Origin of the sequence: Kluyvera sp. 142486 (genome assembly GCF_046569695.1) — a bacterium.
GTDB lineage: Bacteria > Pseudomonadota > Gammaproteobacteria > Enterobacterales > Enterobacteriaceae > Kluyvera.
In genome coordinates this window covers 122,659-140,156 of record NZ_JBKHUI010000005.1, presented here as the reverse complement: position 1 = coordinate 140,156, position 17,498 = coordinate 122,659, and the positions used below count along the sequence as shown (strand labels likewise).

Annotated in this window: 16 protein-coding genes; 8 read left to right on the top strand and 8 right to left on the bottom strand. The window is 56.2% G+C overall.

The genetic code is table 11. The annotated features are described in order from the left end of the window. Positions 1-264: 264 nt before the first annotated feature. From mglB to mglC, 3 genes are all read left to right on the top strand, one after another. Positions 265-1,263, top strand: coding sequence for a galactose/glucose ABC transporter substrate-binding protein MglB (gene mglB / locus ACLGE8_RS07930; RefSeq protein ID WP_185666910.1), 999 nt, complete (start codon positions 265-267; stop codon positions 1,261-1,263). A 74-nt stretch (positions 1,264-1,337) separates the two neighbouring features. Beyond that, positions 1,338-2,858 (top strand): galactose/methyl galactoside ABC transporter ATP-binding protein MglA, encoded by a 1,521-nt coding sequence (gene mglA, locus ACLGE8_RS07925; RefSeq protein WP_185666911.1) that lies wholly within the window; start codon positions 1,338-1,340, stop codon positions 2,856-2,858. Between the two features lie 15 nt (positions 2,859-2,873). Then, on the top strand, positions 2,874-3,884 hold the full coding sequence (gene mglC, locus ACLGE8_RS07920; RefSeq protein ID WP_410997717.1) for a galactose/methyl galactoside ABC transporter permease MglC: 1,011 nt from the start codon (positions 2,874-2,876) through the stop codon (positions 3,882-3,884). 155 nt (positions 3,885-4,039) lie between these two features. Here the strand turns inward: mglC and preA are convergent, their stop codons facing one another. From preA to ACLGE8_RS07885, 7 genes are all read right to left on the bottom strand, one after another. Then, positions 4,040-5,275, bottom strand: coding sequence for an NAD-dependent dihydropyrimidine dehydrogenase subunit PreA (gene preA / locus ACLGE8_RS07915; RefSeq protein ID WP_410997715.1), 1,236 nt, complete (start codon positions 5,273-5,275; stop codon positions 4,040-4,042). Positions 5,276-5,277: 2 nt separating this feature from the next. Further along, positions 5,278-6,510 carry an NAD(P)-dependent oxidoreductase gene (locus ACLGE8_RS07910; RefSeq protein WP_410997713.1) on the bottom strand — a complete coding sequence of 411 codons (1,233 nt, stop codon included), beginning with the start codon at positions 6,508-6,510 and terminating at the stop codon, positions 5,278-5,280. A gap of 225 nt (positions 6,511-6,735) precedes the next feature. Then, complete coding sequence (gene sanA / locus ACLGE8_RS07905; RefSeq protein ID WP_410997711.1) at positions 6,736-7,455, bottom strand: outer membrane permeability protein SanA; 720 nt, start codon at positions 7,453-7,455, stop codon at positions 6,736-6,738. A gap of 189 nt (positions 7,456-7,644) precedes the next feature. After that, positions 7,645-8,529 (bottom strand): cytidine deaminase, encoded by an 885-nt coding sequence (gene cdd, locus ACLGE8_RS07900; protein ID WP_333494517.1) that lies wholly within the window; start codon positions 8,527-8,529, stop codon positions 7,645-7,647. A 129-nt stretch (positions 8,530-8,658) separates the two neighbouring features. Then, positions 8,659-9,354 carry a CidB/LrgB family autolysis modulator gene (locus ACLGE8_RS07895; protein WP_410997709.1) on the bottom strand — a complete coding sequence of 232 codons (696 nt, stop codon included), beginning with the start codon at positions 9,352-9,354 and terminating at the stop codon, positions 8,659-8,661. After that, entirely contained in the window at positions 9,354-9,752 is a 399-nt protein-coding gene (locus tag ACLGE8_RS07890; protein WP_333497740.1) for a CidA/LrgA family protein, read from the bottom strand. Before ACLGE8_RS07890 ends, ACLGE8_RS07895 begins: the two co-directional genes overlap by 1 nt. 123 nt (positions 9,753-9,875) lie before the next feature. Next, complete coding sequence (locus tag ACLGE8_RS07885) at positions 9,876-10,799, bottom strand: LysR substrate-binding domain-containing protein (protein ID WP_410997707.1); 924 nt, start codon at positions 10,797-10,799, stop codon at positions 9,876-9,878. A gap of 169 nt (positions 10,800-10,968) precedes the next feature. Here ACLGE8_RS07885 and ACLGE8_RS07880 point away from each other — a divergent pair, with 169 nt between their 5' ends. From ACLGE8_RS07880 to ACLGE8_RS07860, 5 genes are read left to right on the top strand one after another with little or no spacing between them, the layout of a single operon-like run. Further along, positions 10,969-12,327 carry an MFS transporter gene (locus ACLGE8_RS07880; protein ID WP_410997705.1) on the top strand — a complete coding sequence of 453 codons (1,359 nt, stop codon included), beginning with the start codon at positions 10,969-10,971 and terminating at the stop codon, positions 12,325-12,327. 11 nt (positions 12,328-12,338) lie between these two features. Beyond that, positions 12,339-13,367 (top strand): gentisate 1,2-dioxygenase, encoded by a 1,029-nt coding sequence (gene gtdA / locus ACLGE8_RS07875; protein ID WP_410997704.1) that lies wholly within the window; start codon positions 12,339-12,341, stop codon positions 13,365-13,367. A 14-nt stretch (positions 13,368-13,381) separates the two neighbouring features. Next, on the top strand, positions 13,382-14,083 hold the full coding sequence (locus ACLGE8_RS07870) for a fumarylacetoacetate hydrolase family protein (RefSeq protein ID WP_410997703.1): 702 nt from the start codon (positions 13,382-13,384) through the stop codon (positions 14,081-14,083). An 8-nt stretch (positions 14,084-14,091) separates the two neighbouring features. Then, positions 14,092-14,736, top strand: a complete 645-nt coding sequence (maiA, locus tag ACLGE8_RS07865) for a maleylacetoacetate isomerase (RefSeq protein WP_410997862.1) — start codon at positions 14,092-14,094, stop codon at positions 14,734-14,736. A gap of 19 nt (positions 14,737-14,755) precedes the next feature. Next, on the top strand, positions 14,756-15,949 hold the full coding sequence (locus ACLGE8_RS07860; RefSeq protein ID WP_035893422.1) for a 3-hydroxybenzoate 6-monooxygenase: 1,194 nt from the start codon (positions 14,756-14,758) through the stop codon (positions 15,947-15,949). Positions 15,950-16,053: 104 nt separating this feature from the next. Here ACLGE8_RS07860 and ACLGE8_RS07855 read toward each other — a convergent pair whose 3' ends face one another. Continuing rightward, positions 16,054-17,436, bottom strand: a complete 1,383-nt coding sequence (locus ACLGE8_RS07855) for a M24 family metallopeptidase (RefSeq protein WP_410997860.1) — start codon at positions 17,434-17,436, stop codon at positions 16,054-16,056. Positions 17,437-17,498: the final 62 nt, after the last annotated feature.

Here is a 17,498-nt window from a genome sequence, read left to right as displayed (position 1 = left end):
ATCTGTGAGTAAATTCACAGATTGTTAACATCGGCATGGCTATGATGGCAGCGTTTATCAGGCTGAAACATGATGTAACGGTGATTAATCACTTTTTATAACGTATTCCAGCTGCAAAAACAGTTTAGAACGTCATCTGGATTGTTACTCAACACGGAAGAACAAATTTTTATCAGTGAATTTCGTCGAGCAGTAACATTCCGTTAACCCTGCCCGCCGATTATTTTCACCCGAACTACCCTGCATAATAAAACCGGAGATACCATGAATAAGAAGGTGTTAACCCTGTCTGCCCTGATGGCCAGCATGTTTTTCGGTGCAGCAGCTCACGCTGCCGATACGCGTATTGGTGTGACAATTTATAAATACGACGACAACTTTATGTCCGTTGTGCGTAAAGCTATCGAGAAAGATGCGAAAACCGCGCCGGACGTTCAGCTGCTGATGAACGACTCCCAGAACGACCAGTCCAAGCAGAACGACCAGATTGACGTCCTGCTGGCAAAAGGCGTGAAAGCGCTGGCGATTAACCTGGTTGACCCAGCGGCGGCGGGCACGGTAATTGAAAAAGCGCGCGGCCAGAACGTGCCGATCGTCTTCTTCAACAAAGAACCTTCTCGTAAAGCGCTGGATAGCTATGACAAAGCGTTCTACGTGGGCACCGATTCTAAAGAATCCGGTATTATCCAGGGCGACCTGATTGCTAAACACTGGGCGGCAAACCCGAACTGGGACCTGAATAAAGACGGCCAGATTCAGTTCGTGCTGCTGAAAGGCGAACCGGGTCACCCGGATGCTGAAGCGCGTACCACCTACGTTATCAAAGAGCTGAACGATAAGGGTCTGAAAACCCAACAGCTGGCGTTAGATACCGCAATGTGGGATACCGCTCAGGCTAAAGATAAGATGGACGCATGGCTGTCCGGCCCTAACGCCAACAAAATTGAAGTCGTTATCGCCAACAACGATGCGATGGCAATGGGTGCGGTGGAAGCGCTGAAAGCACACAACAAATCTTCCATCCCAGTATTCGGCGTTGATGCCCTGCCAGAAGCGCTGGCGCTGGTGAAATCCGGTGCGATGGCCGGTACCGTGCTGAACGATGCCAACAACCAGGCGAAGGCGACCTTCGATCTGGCGAAAAACCTCGCTGCCGGTAAAGGTGCTGCTGATGGTACCAACTGGAAGATTGAGAACAAAATCGTCCGCGTTCCTTACGTTGGCGTAGATAAAGACAACCTTAGCGAATTCACCGGTAAGTAATCTTTAAATATATAGGGCGCGCATTTGTGCGCCCTATAAATACTGACGCAGAAATATCGCAGCCAGGTATATATATGGACAACAATAATAGAGAGCCGTCTGGTGAATTCTTGTTGGAAATGAGCCAGATCAACAAGTCATTTCCGGGCGTAAAAGCACTCGATAATGTTAACCTGAAAGTTCGTCCGCACTCGATCCATGCATTAATGGGCGAGAACGGTGCGGGCAAATCAACGTTATTAAAATGTCTATTTGGGATCTACCAAAAAGATTCCGGCAGTATTCTCTTCCAGGGCAAAGAGATTGATTTCCATTCTGCTAAAGAAGCATTGGAGAATGGTATTTCGATGGTCCACCAGGAACTTAACCTGGTATTACAACGCTCGGTCATGGACAACATGTGGTTAGGTCGTTACCCAACCAAAGGCATGTTTGTCGACCAGGATAAAATGTATCGCGATACCAAAGCCATCTTTGATGAGCTGGATATTGATATCGACCCGCGTGCGCGCGTCGGTACGCTCTCCGTTTCGCAGATGCAGATGATTGAAATTGCTAAGGCCTTCTCCTATAACGCGAAAATTGTGATTATGGATGAGCCAACGTCATCGCTGACGGAAAAAGAGGTAAACCACCTGTTTACCATTATCCGTAAGCTGAAAGACCGTGGCTGCGGCATCGTCTATATCTCGCACAAGATGGAAGAAATCTTCCAGCTGTGTGATGAAATCACCGTTCTGCGCGACGGGCAGTGGATTGCTACCCAGCCGCTGGAAGGGCTGGATATGGACAAGATCATCGCCATGATGGTGGGCCGTTCGCTCAACCAGCGTTTCCCGGACCGCCAGAACGAGCCGGGCGAAGTTATCCTCGACGTGCAGCACCTGACGTCCCTGCGTCAGCCGTCGATTCGCGACGTGTCGTTCCAGCTGCGCAAAGGGGAGATCCTCGGCATCGCCGGGCTGGTGGGCGCTAAGCGTACCGATATCGTGGAAACGCTGTTTGGCGTGCGCGAAAAGTCGGGCGGCACCATTACCCTGCACGGTAAGAAAATCAACAACCATAGCGCCAACGAAGCGATTAATAACGGTTTTGCGCTGGTCACCGAAGAACGCCGCTCAACCGGTATTTACGCCTACCTTGATATTGGATTTAACTCGTTAATTTCGAATATCAAGAGCTATAAAAACAAAGTGGGCCTGCTGGATAACTCCCGCATGAAGAGCGACACCCAATGGGTTATCGACTCTATGCGTGTGAAAACGCCGGGGCACCACACGCAAATTGGTTCGTTATCCGGTGGTAACCAGCAGAAAGTGATTATTGGACGCTGGCTGCTAACCCAGCCTGAAATCCTGATGCTGGATGAACCGACCCGCGGTATCGACGTTGGTGCGAAATTTGAAATTTATCAATTAATCGCCGAACTGGCGAAGAAAGATAAAGGGATCATTATTATTTCTTCAGAAATGCCAGAGCTGCTGGGTATTACTGACCGCATCCTTGTCATGAGTAATGGCCTGGTTGCCGGAATTGTAGAAACGAAAACCGCAACGCAAAACGAAATTCTCCGTCTTGCGTCATTGCACCTTTAATTTCAGGGGCTCGACATGAGTGCGTTAAATAAAAAAAGCTTTCTCACTTATCTGAAAGATGGCGGTATTTACGTTGTTCTTTTGGTTCTGCTGGCTATTATTATTATCCAGGACCCGACTTTCTTAAGTTTGTTGAACCTTAGTAATATCCTGACTCAGTCTTCTGTGCGTATTATTATCGCCCTCGGCGTTGCTGGCCTGATTGTTACCCAGGGCACTGACCTGTCGGCAGGTCGCCAGGTTGGCCTCGCGGCGGTGATTGCGGCGACGCTGTTGCAGTCGATGGAGAACGCCAACAAGGTATTCCCTGAGATGGCAACCATGCCAATCTTCGTGGTAATGATTATCGTCTGCGCTATTGGCGCGGTGATTGGCCTGATTAACGGGATTATCATCGCTTACCTGAACGTGACGCCGTTTATCACCACGCTGGGCACGATGATCATCGTCTACGGTGTCAACTCCCTGTACTACGACTTCGTGGGCGCATCGCCGATTTCCGGCTTTGATAGCGGCTTCTCGACGTTCACGCAAGGGTTTATCGCGCTGGGCAGTTTCCGCCTGTCGTACATTACCTTCTACGCGCTGATTGCCGTTGGCTTTGTCTGGATCCTGTGGAATAAGACCCGCTTTGGTAAAAACATCTTCGCTATCGGTGGTAACCCGGAAGCGGCGAAGGTTTCCGGCGTGAACGTGGCGCTGAACCTGCTGGTGATTTATGCGCTGTCCGGCGTGTTCTATGCCTTCGGCGGGATGCTGGAAGCAGGGCGTATCGGCTCGGCTACCAACAACCTCGGCTTTATGTATGAACTGGATGCGATTGCCGCCTGCGTGGTCGGCGGGGTGTCATTCAGCGGCGGCGTAGGTACCGTACTGGGCGTGGTGACCGGTGTGATTATCTTCACCGTAATCAACTACGGCCTGACCTATATCGGCGTGAACCCGTACTGGCAGTACATCATCAAGGGCGGGATTATTATCTTCGCCGTGGCGCTGGACTCCCTGAAATACGCGCGTAAGAAATAATAAGAAATAATAAGAAATAAAAAGAAGCCCGGCGAAATGCCGGGCTTTTACGTTGTAGCCCGGCCAAGCGCAGCGCCGCCGGGGTTTACCACCGAACAACCCCGAAGTCGGTGCTGCGCACCTCTTCCGGGCTACTTGCTCAACTTTGAGAGGTGTTAAAGCGCTACGGCGTGCGCTTTTTCACCCGGTTTAAAGGCTATCTCCCCAAGGCTAATGCAGGCCACTGGACAGACGTGTCCGCAGAGCAGACAGCCGACGCATTTTTCGGTATCGCAGTGCGGCGTGCGGGTCTCTTCATTCCACTCCATCGCCTGATGCCCGCCGTCGTAGCAGGAGATATAGCAGCGGCCGCAGCCGACACATTTTTCCTGATTAATATGCGGATAGACGATGTAGCTGCGGTCGAGGTCTTCGGCCGGCACGATGTTGTGATTGGCCAGCCCAATCATCTCATCAAGCGAATTGAAGCCCTGATCGTTAAGGTAGTGGGAGAGGCCGCTTATCATATCTTCAACGATACGGTAGCCGTACTGCATGATGCCGGTCGTGACCTGCAGCGTCGCCGCGCCCAGCAATAAAAACTCGGCGGCGTCTTCCCAGGTTTCAATCCCGCCGATCCCGCTGATGGGGAAATCCTTCAGCTCGGGGTGCGTGCGCAGTTGCTGAATGAAGCGCAGTGCAATCGGCTTCACCGCTTTACCAGAATACCCGGAGACGCTGGATTTGCCGTTGACCACCGGCATGCCGATTTTACGGTTGAGGTCGATATTGGTAATAGATTTCACGGTGTTGATGGTCGCAATAGCGTCGGCGCCGCCGCGTTTGGCCGCCAGCGCCACTTCGCACATATCGCCGATGTTCGGCGTCATTTTTGCCAGCATTGGCAGAGAGGAGCCGCGCTTCACCGCCCGGCAGTATTTCTCTACCAGCTCCGGACTTTGCCCGACGTCGCTGCCCATCGCGTGAGAGGTCATCTGCGGGCAGGAGAAGTTGCACTCAATCATGTCGGCCCCGGCTTCCTCAACGAGCTTCGCCAGATCCTGCCACTGTTGCTCATTTTCGCCCATGATCGAGGCGATCAGCACCTTATCGGGATAATCCTGCTTCAATTGACGGATCGCCGCCAGGTTTTCCGCCAGCGGGTGCTCGGCAATCTGCTCCATGTTCTTAAAGCCGATAAACCCGGTGTCTTCTTTGGTCAGATGATCGAAGCGTGGAGAGACTTCATTGGCAATAAAGAAGCCGATGGTTTTGAACACGATACCGCCCCAGCCGCTGTCATAGGCCTTGGCACACATGTCGTAGCAGTTGCCCACCGGTGAGGACGAGAGGCAGAACGGGTTAGGGAATTTGACGCCGCAGAAGGTGACCGACAGATCTTTGGTTAACATGTTCATGCCTCCTCTAAATAGTGATGAATGGCCTGTGCGGCTTCTTTCCCGGTCTTCACGGCGTAGACCACGGTTTTATCTCCCTTGACGATATCGCCCGCGGCGAATAGCGCAGGGTCACTGGTCTGGTAGTCGTGCGTTTCCACAACGTTGCGCTGTACCTGAATGCCCGCAAAGGCATTTAGCTCAGCGTGTTGGCCTACCGCCAGGTAAATACGCTCCGCCGTCAGCGTTAACTCGCCGGGCAGGCGGACGTGCTGGAAGGTGACTTTATTGCCCGTCACGCTGACAGGCGTAAAGCCATCAATAATCGACACGCCCAGTGCCTGAGTGGTGGTGAACTCTTTATCGCTTGCCGGGAATTCGGCCAGCTCTTCGCGCGCGACGCAGGTAACGGATGGGCAGCCGAGAATTTTCAGCGTGCTGGCCACGTCCATCGCCACGTCGCCGCCGCCGATAATCAGGGCGCTTTGCGGTACGCTGATGTTGCCGCCCGAGGTACGGGCGCGCTGGAGAAAGTCGACGGCAATCTCGACCGCGCTGTCGTTGTTAAACAGCGGCAGCGTCGCGCCTTTGGACATACCAACCGTCAGCAGTACGGCGCGGTAGTCGGCTTTTAGCTCGGCGAGGGTCAGGTTTTTGCCGACTTCACAGCCGCAGCGGATCGTCACGCCCATTTCGCTGATGCGCGCAATCTCAGCATCCAGCACCTTTTGCGGCAGGCGGAATTCAGGAATACCGTGACGCAGCCAGCCGCCCGGCTGGGCCGCTTTTTCGAATAGAGTAACGTCATAGCCCAGATTGGTGAGCGTAACGCTAGCCTGTAATCCGGCAGGGCCCGCGCCAACAATCGCCACTTTGCCCTTATCCTTGCGGCCCGGTTGGTAAATCTGCATCGCCGTTTGCTGCTCAAAGTCGGTGACAAAACGCTGCAGGCGGCCGATATCAATCGGCGTATCGATTCCCGAGCGGGAACAGCCCTGTTGGCACAGCTTTTCCGTTGGACAGACGCGTGCACACACCGCCCCTAACGCATTATTTTCTCGAATGGTTTCGGCAGCGCCTTTAAAGTTGCGAAAATAGAGTGAGCGAATGAACTTGCCTGGGTCGGTCTCCGCCGGGCAGGACTGGCTGCACGGCGCATCGTGGCACAGCAGGCAGCGGGAGGCTTCTTTGATCGCCAATAGCGGCGTAAAGGCGGGAATCAGCTCATCCTGGTATTCGTGTTGCGACATAATTGCTCCCTTAATGATTAGTTTAATTAAGGCAAATAAAGTGAAACAACTACTGGCAGGCTAAGCGGATGAGGGGGAGGGGTCTGTGAAAGTATTCACAAATAACCTGATGATTGGTGTGGCTTATTGGGGATCGCAAGAATACATAAGATGCAAATAGGAATTATTAGTGAATGGGAACCCATTAGCTAATTTAATGACAAGAATGATGGCATTCAGAATGGCCTAGTTTGCTTTCTTCTTCTGCAACTCCAGCAGCTGCTCTGGCGTCACCGCCGGATACCCTTGTGCGCCTTCCGGTACTTCCTGCTGGGCAGGAATTGGGATCAGCGGGCCTAAGAAACGCGGCTCGCGCTTGAAGAGGTAAAGATCGGCCAGCGCGCCGAAGCGGGCGCCGAACTCGCGCAGGCGAACGCTCCACATATCTTTCGGCGACGGCACGGCGTAGCACTGCGCCTGAATGCCCATATGCAGGGCGATAAACAACGCTCGCTCGCAGTGGAAACGCTGGGTGATGATGATGAAATCGTTGGTGTCGAACACTTTGCGGGTGCGCACGATGGAGTCGAGCGTGCGGAAACCGGCGTAGTCGAGCACGATGTCGGCAGGCTCGACGCCGGCTTTGATCAGATCGCGACGCATGGTCATCGGTTCGTTATAGCTTTGCAGCGCGTTATCGCCGCTCAGCAGCAGGTAGTTAACCTTGCCGCTGTTGTAGGCGTTCAGCGCGCCCTGAATGCGGTAACGATAGTACTGGTTGATCACGCCGGTGCGATAATACTTGGCGGTGCCGAGCACCACGCCAACCTGGCGGTAGGGGAGATCCTGCAGTTCATCGTAGATATAGGGGGCGGTTTTCCAGCTCATCCAACGGTCAAGACCCAGCACGGTCAACAGCAGCAGGCCGCAGAGGACTAACAGGCTGTATAACACACGCTTTAACATGAACTTGACTCAATAGTGGACGAGGGAGACATCAGGCTACTTTACCCGCCGGGCAAGAGCAAGAAACCATCGTTTAATTGCGGGGAAATTAACCGGTGCGTTGTCATTTGTAGGCCGGATAAGGCAGCGCCGCCATCCGGCATCGTGCGCCGAACTGCCTGATGGCGCTGCGCTTATCAGACCTACAGATTAGGCAAGCAGTACGCGATCGATATTGTGGCAGCCCAGCGCTTTCAGCGTGGCGGCGGTGGCATCCCACTGAATCAGCGGCGCATCGGCGCGTTCGGCCAGAATAGCGCGCTGAATATCCGGGTAGTCGTAACCGTTCAGGCTCAGCAGGTTCAGGGCACCCTGCAGCGGTGGCAGCGTTGGGTTGAACGCTGCGTTTTCCGCATAGCTGCCGCTGAAAATAGTACCGTCACGCAGTTCCAGCGCCACGCCGGAAGGCGCTTTACTGTACGGGGTGTGGCTATGGTTAGCGGCCTGAATCGCGGCCTGTGCCAGCGCATCGCCCTCGAGCGGATAACCGTGATCCTGCTCGTCCATCAGCAGGGTTTTGATATCGAGATCTTTTGGCCCGAACGCGTCCGGCAGGTAGTCCTGCAGCGTATGCGGCTGACGGCCCGGCAGGTTGATACGCAGCGCCAGCCCGCTGTTCAGTTCATTCATAAACTGACGGCAGTGGCCGCACGGCGTGTAGTTAACGGTAATGGCCTGCAGGGATTTTTCGCCGCGCAGCCAGGCATGGCTGATGGCGCTCTGCTCCGCGTGCACGGTCTGCTGCATAGTAGCGCCGAGGAATTCCATGTTGCCGCCAAAGTACCAGGTGCCGCTCACGCCGCGGGCGATAGCGCCGACGTTAAAGTGAGACAGGTCAGCACGGGCGCAGGCTGCCGCCAGCGGCAGGAGCGCAAAAGCGAGCGCGTCTTCGTCCAGCCCCGTCGCCGTTTTAAGCGAAGAGACCTGCTCGGCGCTCAGCAGAGCAGGGAAGTGCGGATCGGCTAGCAGGGGAGCGATAGCGGTCTGCAGATCTGCCGCCAGTTGCGAAAAAGCAGATTGAAAACGTGGATGCATGGCGTTGTGCCTCATAACAATGTAATGGGATCGTAGTGTACGGGGCGTAAGCGCCCCGATTAGTGATCAACATCTCATTGTTAATGCAACGTGTGTAACATCAATTAAAAATGTGTGATTTGTCTCGTTTTATCCCACTACCGACAGAATAATCGGGAACAGGAACGGCGCAATCAGCGAGGTAATGATGCCGCAGATAACCAACGCCAGCGAACTAAACGCCCCTTCCTGATAATCCATCTCAGCGCAGCGTGCAGTGCCCAGGGCGTGTGAGGCGGTCCCCATCGATAGCCCGCGCGAGGCTTTGGTGGTAATCCGCATCAGGTTCAGCAGGGTATGACCAAACACCGCACCGAGAATACCAACATAAATGACGCACACGGCGCTAATCGCCGGAATACCGCCGATGCTGCCGCTCACTGCCATCGCAATCGGCGTGGTCACCGATTTCGGCATAATAGAAGCGGCGATTTGTGGTGATGCACCCATCATCAGCGCCACCGATGTTCCGGTGATCATCGCCACCGCGCTACCGACAAAGCAGATAGTGATGATGGATTTCCAGCGCGCACGGATCTGGTGCAGCTGTTCATACAGCGGGTAGGCCAGGGCGACCACCGCAGGCTGCAGCAGGTCGTTCAGCACTTCGCTGCCTTTAAAGTAGTGATCGTACGGAATATCGGTCAGCAGCAGGAACGGAATAATCACCACCATCGACACCAGCAGCGGATTAAGCAGCGGCATTTTAAAGCGCGCGCCAAGCCAACGGGCGGCGAAAAAGACAACTAAAGTCAGCGGCAAAGACCACCAGATATAGTGCAGCATTATTTATCCGCTCCCTCACGACCAACTACTTTACGCTCACCGTGTACCAGATGAGAGCTCCAGCTCACCACCACCAGCACCACCAGCGTACTGATGGTGCAGGAGACGACCACCGGGCCAAACTGTGCGCTCAGCAGCGAGAAGTACTGCATCACGCCGACGCCAATCGGCACGAACAGCAGCGCCATATAACGGATAAGGATGTAGCAGCCGGGGTTGACCCACTTCGCGGGCAGGATTTGCAGCGCCAGCAGCACAAACATAATAAGCATGCCGATAATGCTGCCGGGAATGGTAATCGGCAGCAGCGACGAAATAAAAATACCGGCATACAGACAGGCGTAAATCAGCACGAATGCACGCAGGTATTGCCAGATTAAATTCAGCGATTTGAGCATGGGATTCACCTTTGGTGGAATGCATTCATCATACAATTAAAGCCTGAAATGTGCTACCGATCACATCATGAAATCTGAGCATACCTGATATAGATAAGACGAACATCGGGCATCTGTCCTGAGTTATCCCTCTATTTGTACCGGATGCGACAAATAATAGAGAAACCGACTTAGCGCCAGGGTTGGAATGCTCGATTTGCGCCAGAAAACGCCGACGCTGCCTTTTTGCTCGACGCGCGGCAGCGCCAGAATGGCGAGCTGGCCCTGGCTCTGGTATCGCTCCGCCAGCCGCAGCGACAGAATCGAGATCATATCGCTGCTTTGCAGCAGGTTAACGCTGACGTTCATCGAGGCCGACTCAATGGTGTTTTCCGGCAGCATGACGCCGTTTTCTACCAGCGCGTTGTCGATGCTTTGACGAATGGGCGTGCCGTTAGGCCAGACTATCCAGCGCCACGATGACAGATCCTCCCACGACAGGCGGTTGCGATGGGCGAGGGGGTGGTCGGTTCGCGCCACGAAGCAGACCGGCTCGGTGTAGAGCACCTCATAGTTCAGCGGCAACTCCAGCGCCCGGCCGCCGATGCGGCCCACCACCACGTCCACCACGCCGGACTGCAAATCCTGCAACAGTGGCGTCATCACCTTCTCTTCTATATTCAGGTGCAGCGTTGGCATTTCAGCCAGCAGCGGGAAAATGGCCTGAGAGACGCAGTCGGTCGCCACCGGCGAGCAGCCAATTTTTAGGCTGCCCACGAGGCCGCCCTGCTTAAAACGCTCCATCTCAAACTGCGAGCGTTCAATGTCGTTAATCAGCCGCTGGGCGTGCTGAAGCAGTAGCTTGCCGCCTTCGGACACGCGGAGCCCTTTGCTATGGCGCTCAAAAAGCGTAATCCCCACCTCCTCTTCAAACTGGGTTAACCATTTCGACAGCGCGGGCTGGGTGATGTGCATCATCTTTGCGACCTGAGTCAGGTTTCCCTGCTCGCCAAGTGCCACCAGCATTTTCAGATGGTGGAGCTTTAGCTTCTGCGTCCAATCGGCCATTAGATATAACCTCCAGGTTATGGATAGGCATGAAATGCCATTGTACAACTCATTTCACATATCACAAGATAGCAACATAAAAGCAAAAAAATAAACATCTTACCCTAAGCCGTTCTGGCGAAAGCGTGAACGGATACGTGGATAACCTGCATATACCGAGGCCCTCCCTATGACGCAACGACGTGAACTACAGGCACTCATCGATGTCGCTCCGATCGGCAAGATGCAGTGGCGCGTCATCATCTGCTGTTTCCTGGTGGTGATGATGGACGGTTTTGATACCGCGGCGATTGGCTTTATCGCCCCGGCCATTCGTGACCACTGGCAGTTAACCGCAGGCGATTTGGCGCCGTTGTTTGGCGCAGGTCTGCTGGGTTTAACCGCAGGCGCCCTGCTGTGCGGCCCGCTCTCTGACCGACTCGGGCGCAAACGCGTTATTGAGTGGTGCGTGGCGCTGTTCGGCCTTTTCAGCCTGCTCTCGGCGTTCTCGCCAAATCTGGAAGCGTTGATCATCCTGCGCTTCTTAACCGGCCTCGGCCTTGGCGGCGCGATGCCCAATACCATCACCATGACCTCCGAATACCTGCCGGCCCGCCGTCGCGGCGCGCTGGTTACTTTGATGTTCTGCGGCTTTACCCTCGGCTCGGCGCTGGGCGGGATCGTCAGCGCGCAACTGGTGCCGGTGATTGGCTGGCACGGCATTCTGGTGCTGGGCGGCGTACTGCCTATCGTGCTGTTCTTCGCGTTGCTGGCCGTTTTGCCGGAATCCCCACGCTGGCTGGTGCGTCGTCAGCGTCCGCAGGCGGAAATTCGCCGCACCGTTAGCGCCATGACCGGCGAGCGCTATGACGACGCCGAGTTCTGGCTCGATGAACCGGCGGCGACCAAAAAAGGCAGCATCAGCCAGCTGTTCAGCGGGCGTCAGCTCACCATTACCCTGATGCTATGGGTGGTGTTCTTTATGAGCCTGCTGATCATCTATTTACTCTCTAGCTGGATGCCGACGCTATTGAACCATCGCGGTATCGATCTCCAGCACGCTTCGTGGGTGACGGCAGCATTCCAGGTGGGCGGTACGTTAGGCGCGCTGATGCTCGGCGTGTTAATGGATAAATTCAACCCGTTCTGGGTGCTGGCGGTGAGCTATGCGCTGGGCGCGGCGTGCATTGTGATGATTGGCCTGAGTGAAAACGGCCTGTGGATGATGGCGCTGGCGATTTTCGGCACCGGCATCGGCATCAGCGGCTCGCAGGTTGGGCTGAACGCCCTGACCGCCACGCTTTACCCGACCCAGAGCCGCGCCACCGGCGTGAGCTGGTCAAACGCTATCGGCCGCTGTGGCGCGATTGTCGGCTCCGTTTCCGGCGGCGTGATGATGGCGATGAACTTCTCATTCGACACCCTGTTCTTTGTGATTGCCGTACCGGCCGCCATTAGCGCTGTAGTGCTAACGCTCCTGACGCTGGTGGTACGCCAATCTTCCCGAGTACCCGAATCGCCGCCTGTGATGGGCGCGGTGAAAAGTTAAGGAGAATAATAATGACCTCGGACGTAAAACACGATCGCCAACAGTTCTACCAGCATATTTCCGGGCAAAACCTGACGCCGTTGTGGGAATCGTTGCATCACCTGGTGCCAAAAACGCCGAACGCCAACTGCGCCCCGGCCTACTGGAACTACCAGGAAATTCGCCCGCTGCTGCTGGAAAGCGGCACGCTGATTGGCGCGAAAGAGGCGGTACGCCGCGTGCTGGTGCTGGAAAACCCCGGCCTGCGCGGCCACTCATCGATTACTTCGTCGCTGTACGCGGGCCTGCAGCTGATCATGCCGGGCGAGGTGGCACCAAGCCATCGCCATAACCAGTCGGCGCTGCGCTTTGTGGTGGAAGGCCACGGTGCGTTTACCGCCGTTGACGGCGAACGTACCCAGATGAGCCCCGGTGACTTTATCCTCACCCCGCAGTGGCGCTGGCACGACCACGGTAACCCGGGCGACGAACCGGTTATCTGGCTTGATGGCCTCGACCTGCCGCTGGTGAACTACCTCGGCTGCGGCTTCGCCGAAGATTACCCGCAAGAGCAGCAGCCGGTCACCCGTAAAGAGGGCGACTACCTGCCGCGCTACGCCGCCAACATGCTGCCACTGCGCCATCAGGTGGGTAACTCATCGCCGATTTTCAACTACCGCTATGACCGCAGCCGTGAAGCGCTGCATGACCTGATGCGCATGGGCGATGCCGACGAGTGGGATGGCTACAAGATGCGCTACGTCAACCCGGTGACCGGCGGTTACCCAATGCCGTCAATGGGGGCGTTCCTGCAGCTGTTGCCGAAAGGCTTCCAGACGCGTCAGGCGAGCACCACCGACAGCACCATCTACCACGTGGTGGAAGGCAGCGGTGAGGTGACCATCGGCGAGCAGACCTTCAGCTTTAAAGCGAAAGATATTTTTGTCGTGCCGACCTGGCACAGCGTGTCCTTTAACACGCCAGAAGAGACCGTGCTATTCAGTTTCTCGGATAGACCCGTCCAGGAAACCCTGGGCCTGTTCCGCGAAGCGCGCTATTAATCAGGAGAAGAAAGATGAGCAAATACGTATTCGAACCCCAGGCACCGGTTGCCGTACCGGTTGTTGGCAGCGATGAGAAATTCCCGGTACGCCGCGTGTACTGCGTGGGCCGTAACTATGCCGCCCACGCCCGTGAGATGGGTTTTGACCCGGATCGCGAGCCGCCATTCTTCTTCTGCAAACCGGCGGATGCCGTGGTTCCCGTTGCCGCAGGCGAAACCCTGAACCTCGCTTACCCGGCCCAGACTGACAACTATCACTATGAAATTGAGCTGGTGGTCGCCATTGGTAAAAAAGGCAGCGATATCCCGCTGGAGAAAGCCGAAGAGTATATCTGGGGCTACGCCACCGGGCTGGACATGACTCGCCGCGACCGCCAGATGGAGATGCGCCAGATGGGCCGCCCGTGGGAAATCGGCAAAGCCTTTGACCTTTCCGCGCCGATTGCGCCGCTGCACAAAAAGGCCGACGAACCGTCCCTTGATAACGCGCCAATCTGGCTGCAGGTTGACGGCAAAGACCGCCAGCGCAGCGATATTCAGCACCTGATCTGGGATGTGAAAGAGACCATCAGCTACCTGTCTGGCTTCTTCGAACTGCAGCCGGGCGACCTCATCTTCACCGGCACGCCAGAAGGCGTTGGCGCGGTGGTGAAGGGCGAAACTATCACCGGTAATGTGGAAGGGTTAACGCCCATCGCGGTCAACATTGTTTGAGGTGAATGATGAAGCTGTACAGTTTTTTTAATAGTTCGGCCTCTTACCGCGTACGTATTGCGATGGCGCTGAAGGGCATTGACCACCAGACCGTCGGGGTCAACATCCGCATCGGCCAGCAGAACGCGCTGGAGTACCGACGCCTGAACCCGGTGGGGCTGGTCCCTGCGCTTATCACCGACGAGGGTGAATCGCTGGGACAGTCGCTGGCGATTATTGACTGGCTGGACAGACATTTCCCGCAGACGCCGCTGCTACCGGCGAATGATCCCCAGCGCATGCGCGTGCTGGAGGTGGTGTACGCCATCTGTTGCGACATCCACCCCATCAACAACATGCGCGTATTGCGCTACCTCAGCGATGAGCTGAAGGTGAGTGAAGAAGCGAAAAAACGCTGGTATGCACACTGGATCCAGCAGGGGCTGAGCGCGGTAGAACAACTGCTGCGCCGCGGCCAATCAGGGGCGTTTTGCTTCGGTGAGACGCCGACGCTTGCTGACTGCTGCCTGGTGCCGCAGTGGGCCAACGCCGAGCGGATGGGCTGCGATCTGAGCGGTTTCCCGCGCTGCAAAGCGGTGGTTGACGCCTGCATGGCGCTGCCGGCGTTTATCGCCGCGGCCCCTGAAAACCAGCAGGACAAGATTCCGGCGTAGTCAGAACAGGAGAAGAATCATGGCTAAAGTAACGCGTGCAATTATTGTCGGCGGCGGTATTGGTGGCGCGGCCACCGCGCTGTCGCTGGCGCGTCAGGGCATCCAGGTGATGCTGCTGGAACAGGCGCACGAAATTGGCGAGATTGGCGCCGGGATCCAGCTCGGGCCGAACGCGTTTTCCGCGCTCGACAGCCTCGGCGTGGGCGAGGTCGCCCGTCAGCGTGCGGTCTTTACCGACCACATCACCATGATGGATGCGGTCAACGGCGAAGAGGTGATTCACATCGAAACGGGGCAAGCGTTCCGTGACCACTTCGGCGGCCCGTATGCGGTTATCCACCGCGTCGATATTCATGCCACCGTCTGGGAAGCGGCGTTGCAGCACCCGGGCGTAAAGTACCGTACCTCTACCCACGTGGTGGATATTCGTCAGACCGCCGACGATGTCACCGTGTTTGACGATAAAGGCAACAGTTGGACGGCAGATATTCTGATTGGCTGCGACGGCGTGAAATCGGTGGTGCGCCAGAGCCTGCTCGGCGATACGCCGCGCGTGACCGGCCACGTGGTCTATCGCGCGGTGGTGGAACGCGACGATATGCCGGAAGACCTGCGCATCAACGCGCCGGTGTTGTGGGCTGGCCCGCACTGTCACCTGGTGCACTATCCGCTGCGTGGTGGTAAGCAGTACAACCTGGTGGTGACCTTCCACAGCCGGGAAACCGAGCAGTGGGGCGTGCGCGATGGCAGTAAAGAAGAGGTCATGTCGTACTTCAAGGGCATTCACCCGCGTCCTCGCCAGATGCTGGACAAACCGACCTCCTGGCGTCGCTGGTCCACCGCCGACCGCGAGCCGGTAGAAAAATGGGGCAACGATCGCATCACGCTGGTGGGCGACTCCGCGCACCCGGTCGCGCAGTATATGGCGCAGGGCGCCTGCATGGCGCTGGAAGATGCGGTAACGCTCGGCAAAGCGCTGACCCAGTGCGACGGCGACGCCGCCAGCGCGTTTGCGCTGTACGAATCGGTGCGTATTCCGCGCACTGCGCGTATTGTCTGGTCTACACGCGAAATGGGCCGTCTGTATCATGCGGCGGGGGTAGAACGTCAGGTGCGTAACCTGCTGTGGAAAGGCAAAACCCAGGAAGAGTTCTATCGCGGCATCGAGTGGCTGTACGGCTGGAAAGAAGATAACTGCCTGCAACCGCGATAATAGCGTTTGGCACCATGTGCACCCTCTCCCCAAAGGGGAGAGGGGACCGAATAGAGCAGAGTTTGTAGCCCGGCCAAGCGAAGCGCCGCCGGGAATCCCCCAAACTAACCCACCAGCGCCTTATCTTTGGCTAACATAAACGGCCGCAAATACCCCACAGCGTTCGACAACGGCAACACGTCATCGCTCAACGCAATATTCAACGTCTCACGAATATACGCCCGCCGCGCCTCGATGCGCGCCCACAGCGCTGGATACTCCTGCGCTATCTGCTGACGTAACGCCGCATCTGCCAGCGCAATGCTCTCTTCCGCGCTGGTTCCCGTATACCCCGGCACCGACGGAATAATATCAATCTGTATCACCATGCCGCTTTTCAGCGTTTCGATGGAGCCTGAATAAACCGGCGATGACATCCACTCTTCATCCGCGCTCAGATGCCCTGGGTTAAGGTGCCAGCCATACTGCGCTTTTGGCAGCACGCTTTCGACTAAATCATAAAGCTCACCGCCCGGCATCCCGACCTTAATATATTCAAGCCACGTCGCCACCGCGCCAAAATAGGGTTTCACCACGCGGTCCAGATAATCACGCTGGTTCTCCGGCAACTCGCTCTCCTCGGCAATCACAAACCCGGTGCGGCTGGAGAGCCCGCCTTTAAACCCGGTGGTCATCGACAGCGGCTGGCCACGTTCGACCTTTTTCCACGAAGGGTAGAGGTTGGCTTTTTCAAAACGCTGCCCGCTTGCTGCGATGGTGACCACCGACGGCGCTTGCCCCTCGGCGGCGAGCAGCGCGCCCAGCTCCACTTCACGAACGCCAGGTTCGACGGCATCCAGCGCCGCCAGCATGCAGCGTGAGGCGAGGTTGGCACCGTATTCGTAATGGGCAATTTCGTTGGCGTTATTGACCGTCCTCGCTCCTTTATCACCGCGAATAAACAGGTGCGCGGCGTTAACCAGATCGGCATGAGTGCTTTGTTTTATCGCCTCGACGATAAACCACGGCAGGTCAAACAGCTTCGCGTTATCGCTTCCGGCGGTGGTGAACATCTTCCAGCCCACTAGCCCGACCTTGGACATCGCGCTCAGCCCGGTTTCGCTGAACAGCTGCGCCAGCGGCTTTTCGTTGTCCATCGGCTGGTTGGGAAGTGAAAACAGCGGGCAGTGCTTGAGCGTCACCGGAATGCGCGAGTGGGCCGCCATCTTCAGATTTTCGTTGCCGAGAATGGCGGTGGCGTGCCCGGACTTATGCAGCACCAGCAGCCCCTCTTCAAAGCGCGGAATAAACCCGGTGAGGTACTCAAAATTACCGCCGTGCTCTTTATCGGCGTAGATCACCAGCGCATCGAAGCGTTCTTCCTGCATCCGTTCGAGCAGCTTATTTTTACGCTCAAGCAGGGTGGCATCGGTCAGCGTGACCGGCGGCACATCGCTGAATCCGAGCGGCGGCTGGACGGCCTTAAGCTTAATATCCCTTGAATTCATCATTCACCTCCTAATGTGTTGACTGGCAGTGGAAAGCGGCATACTAAGACGTTACCATAGCG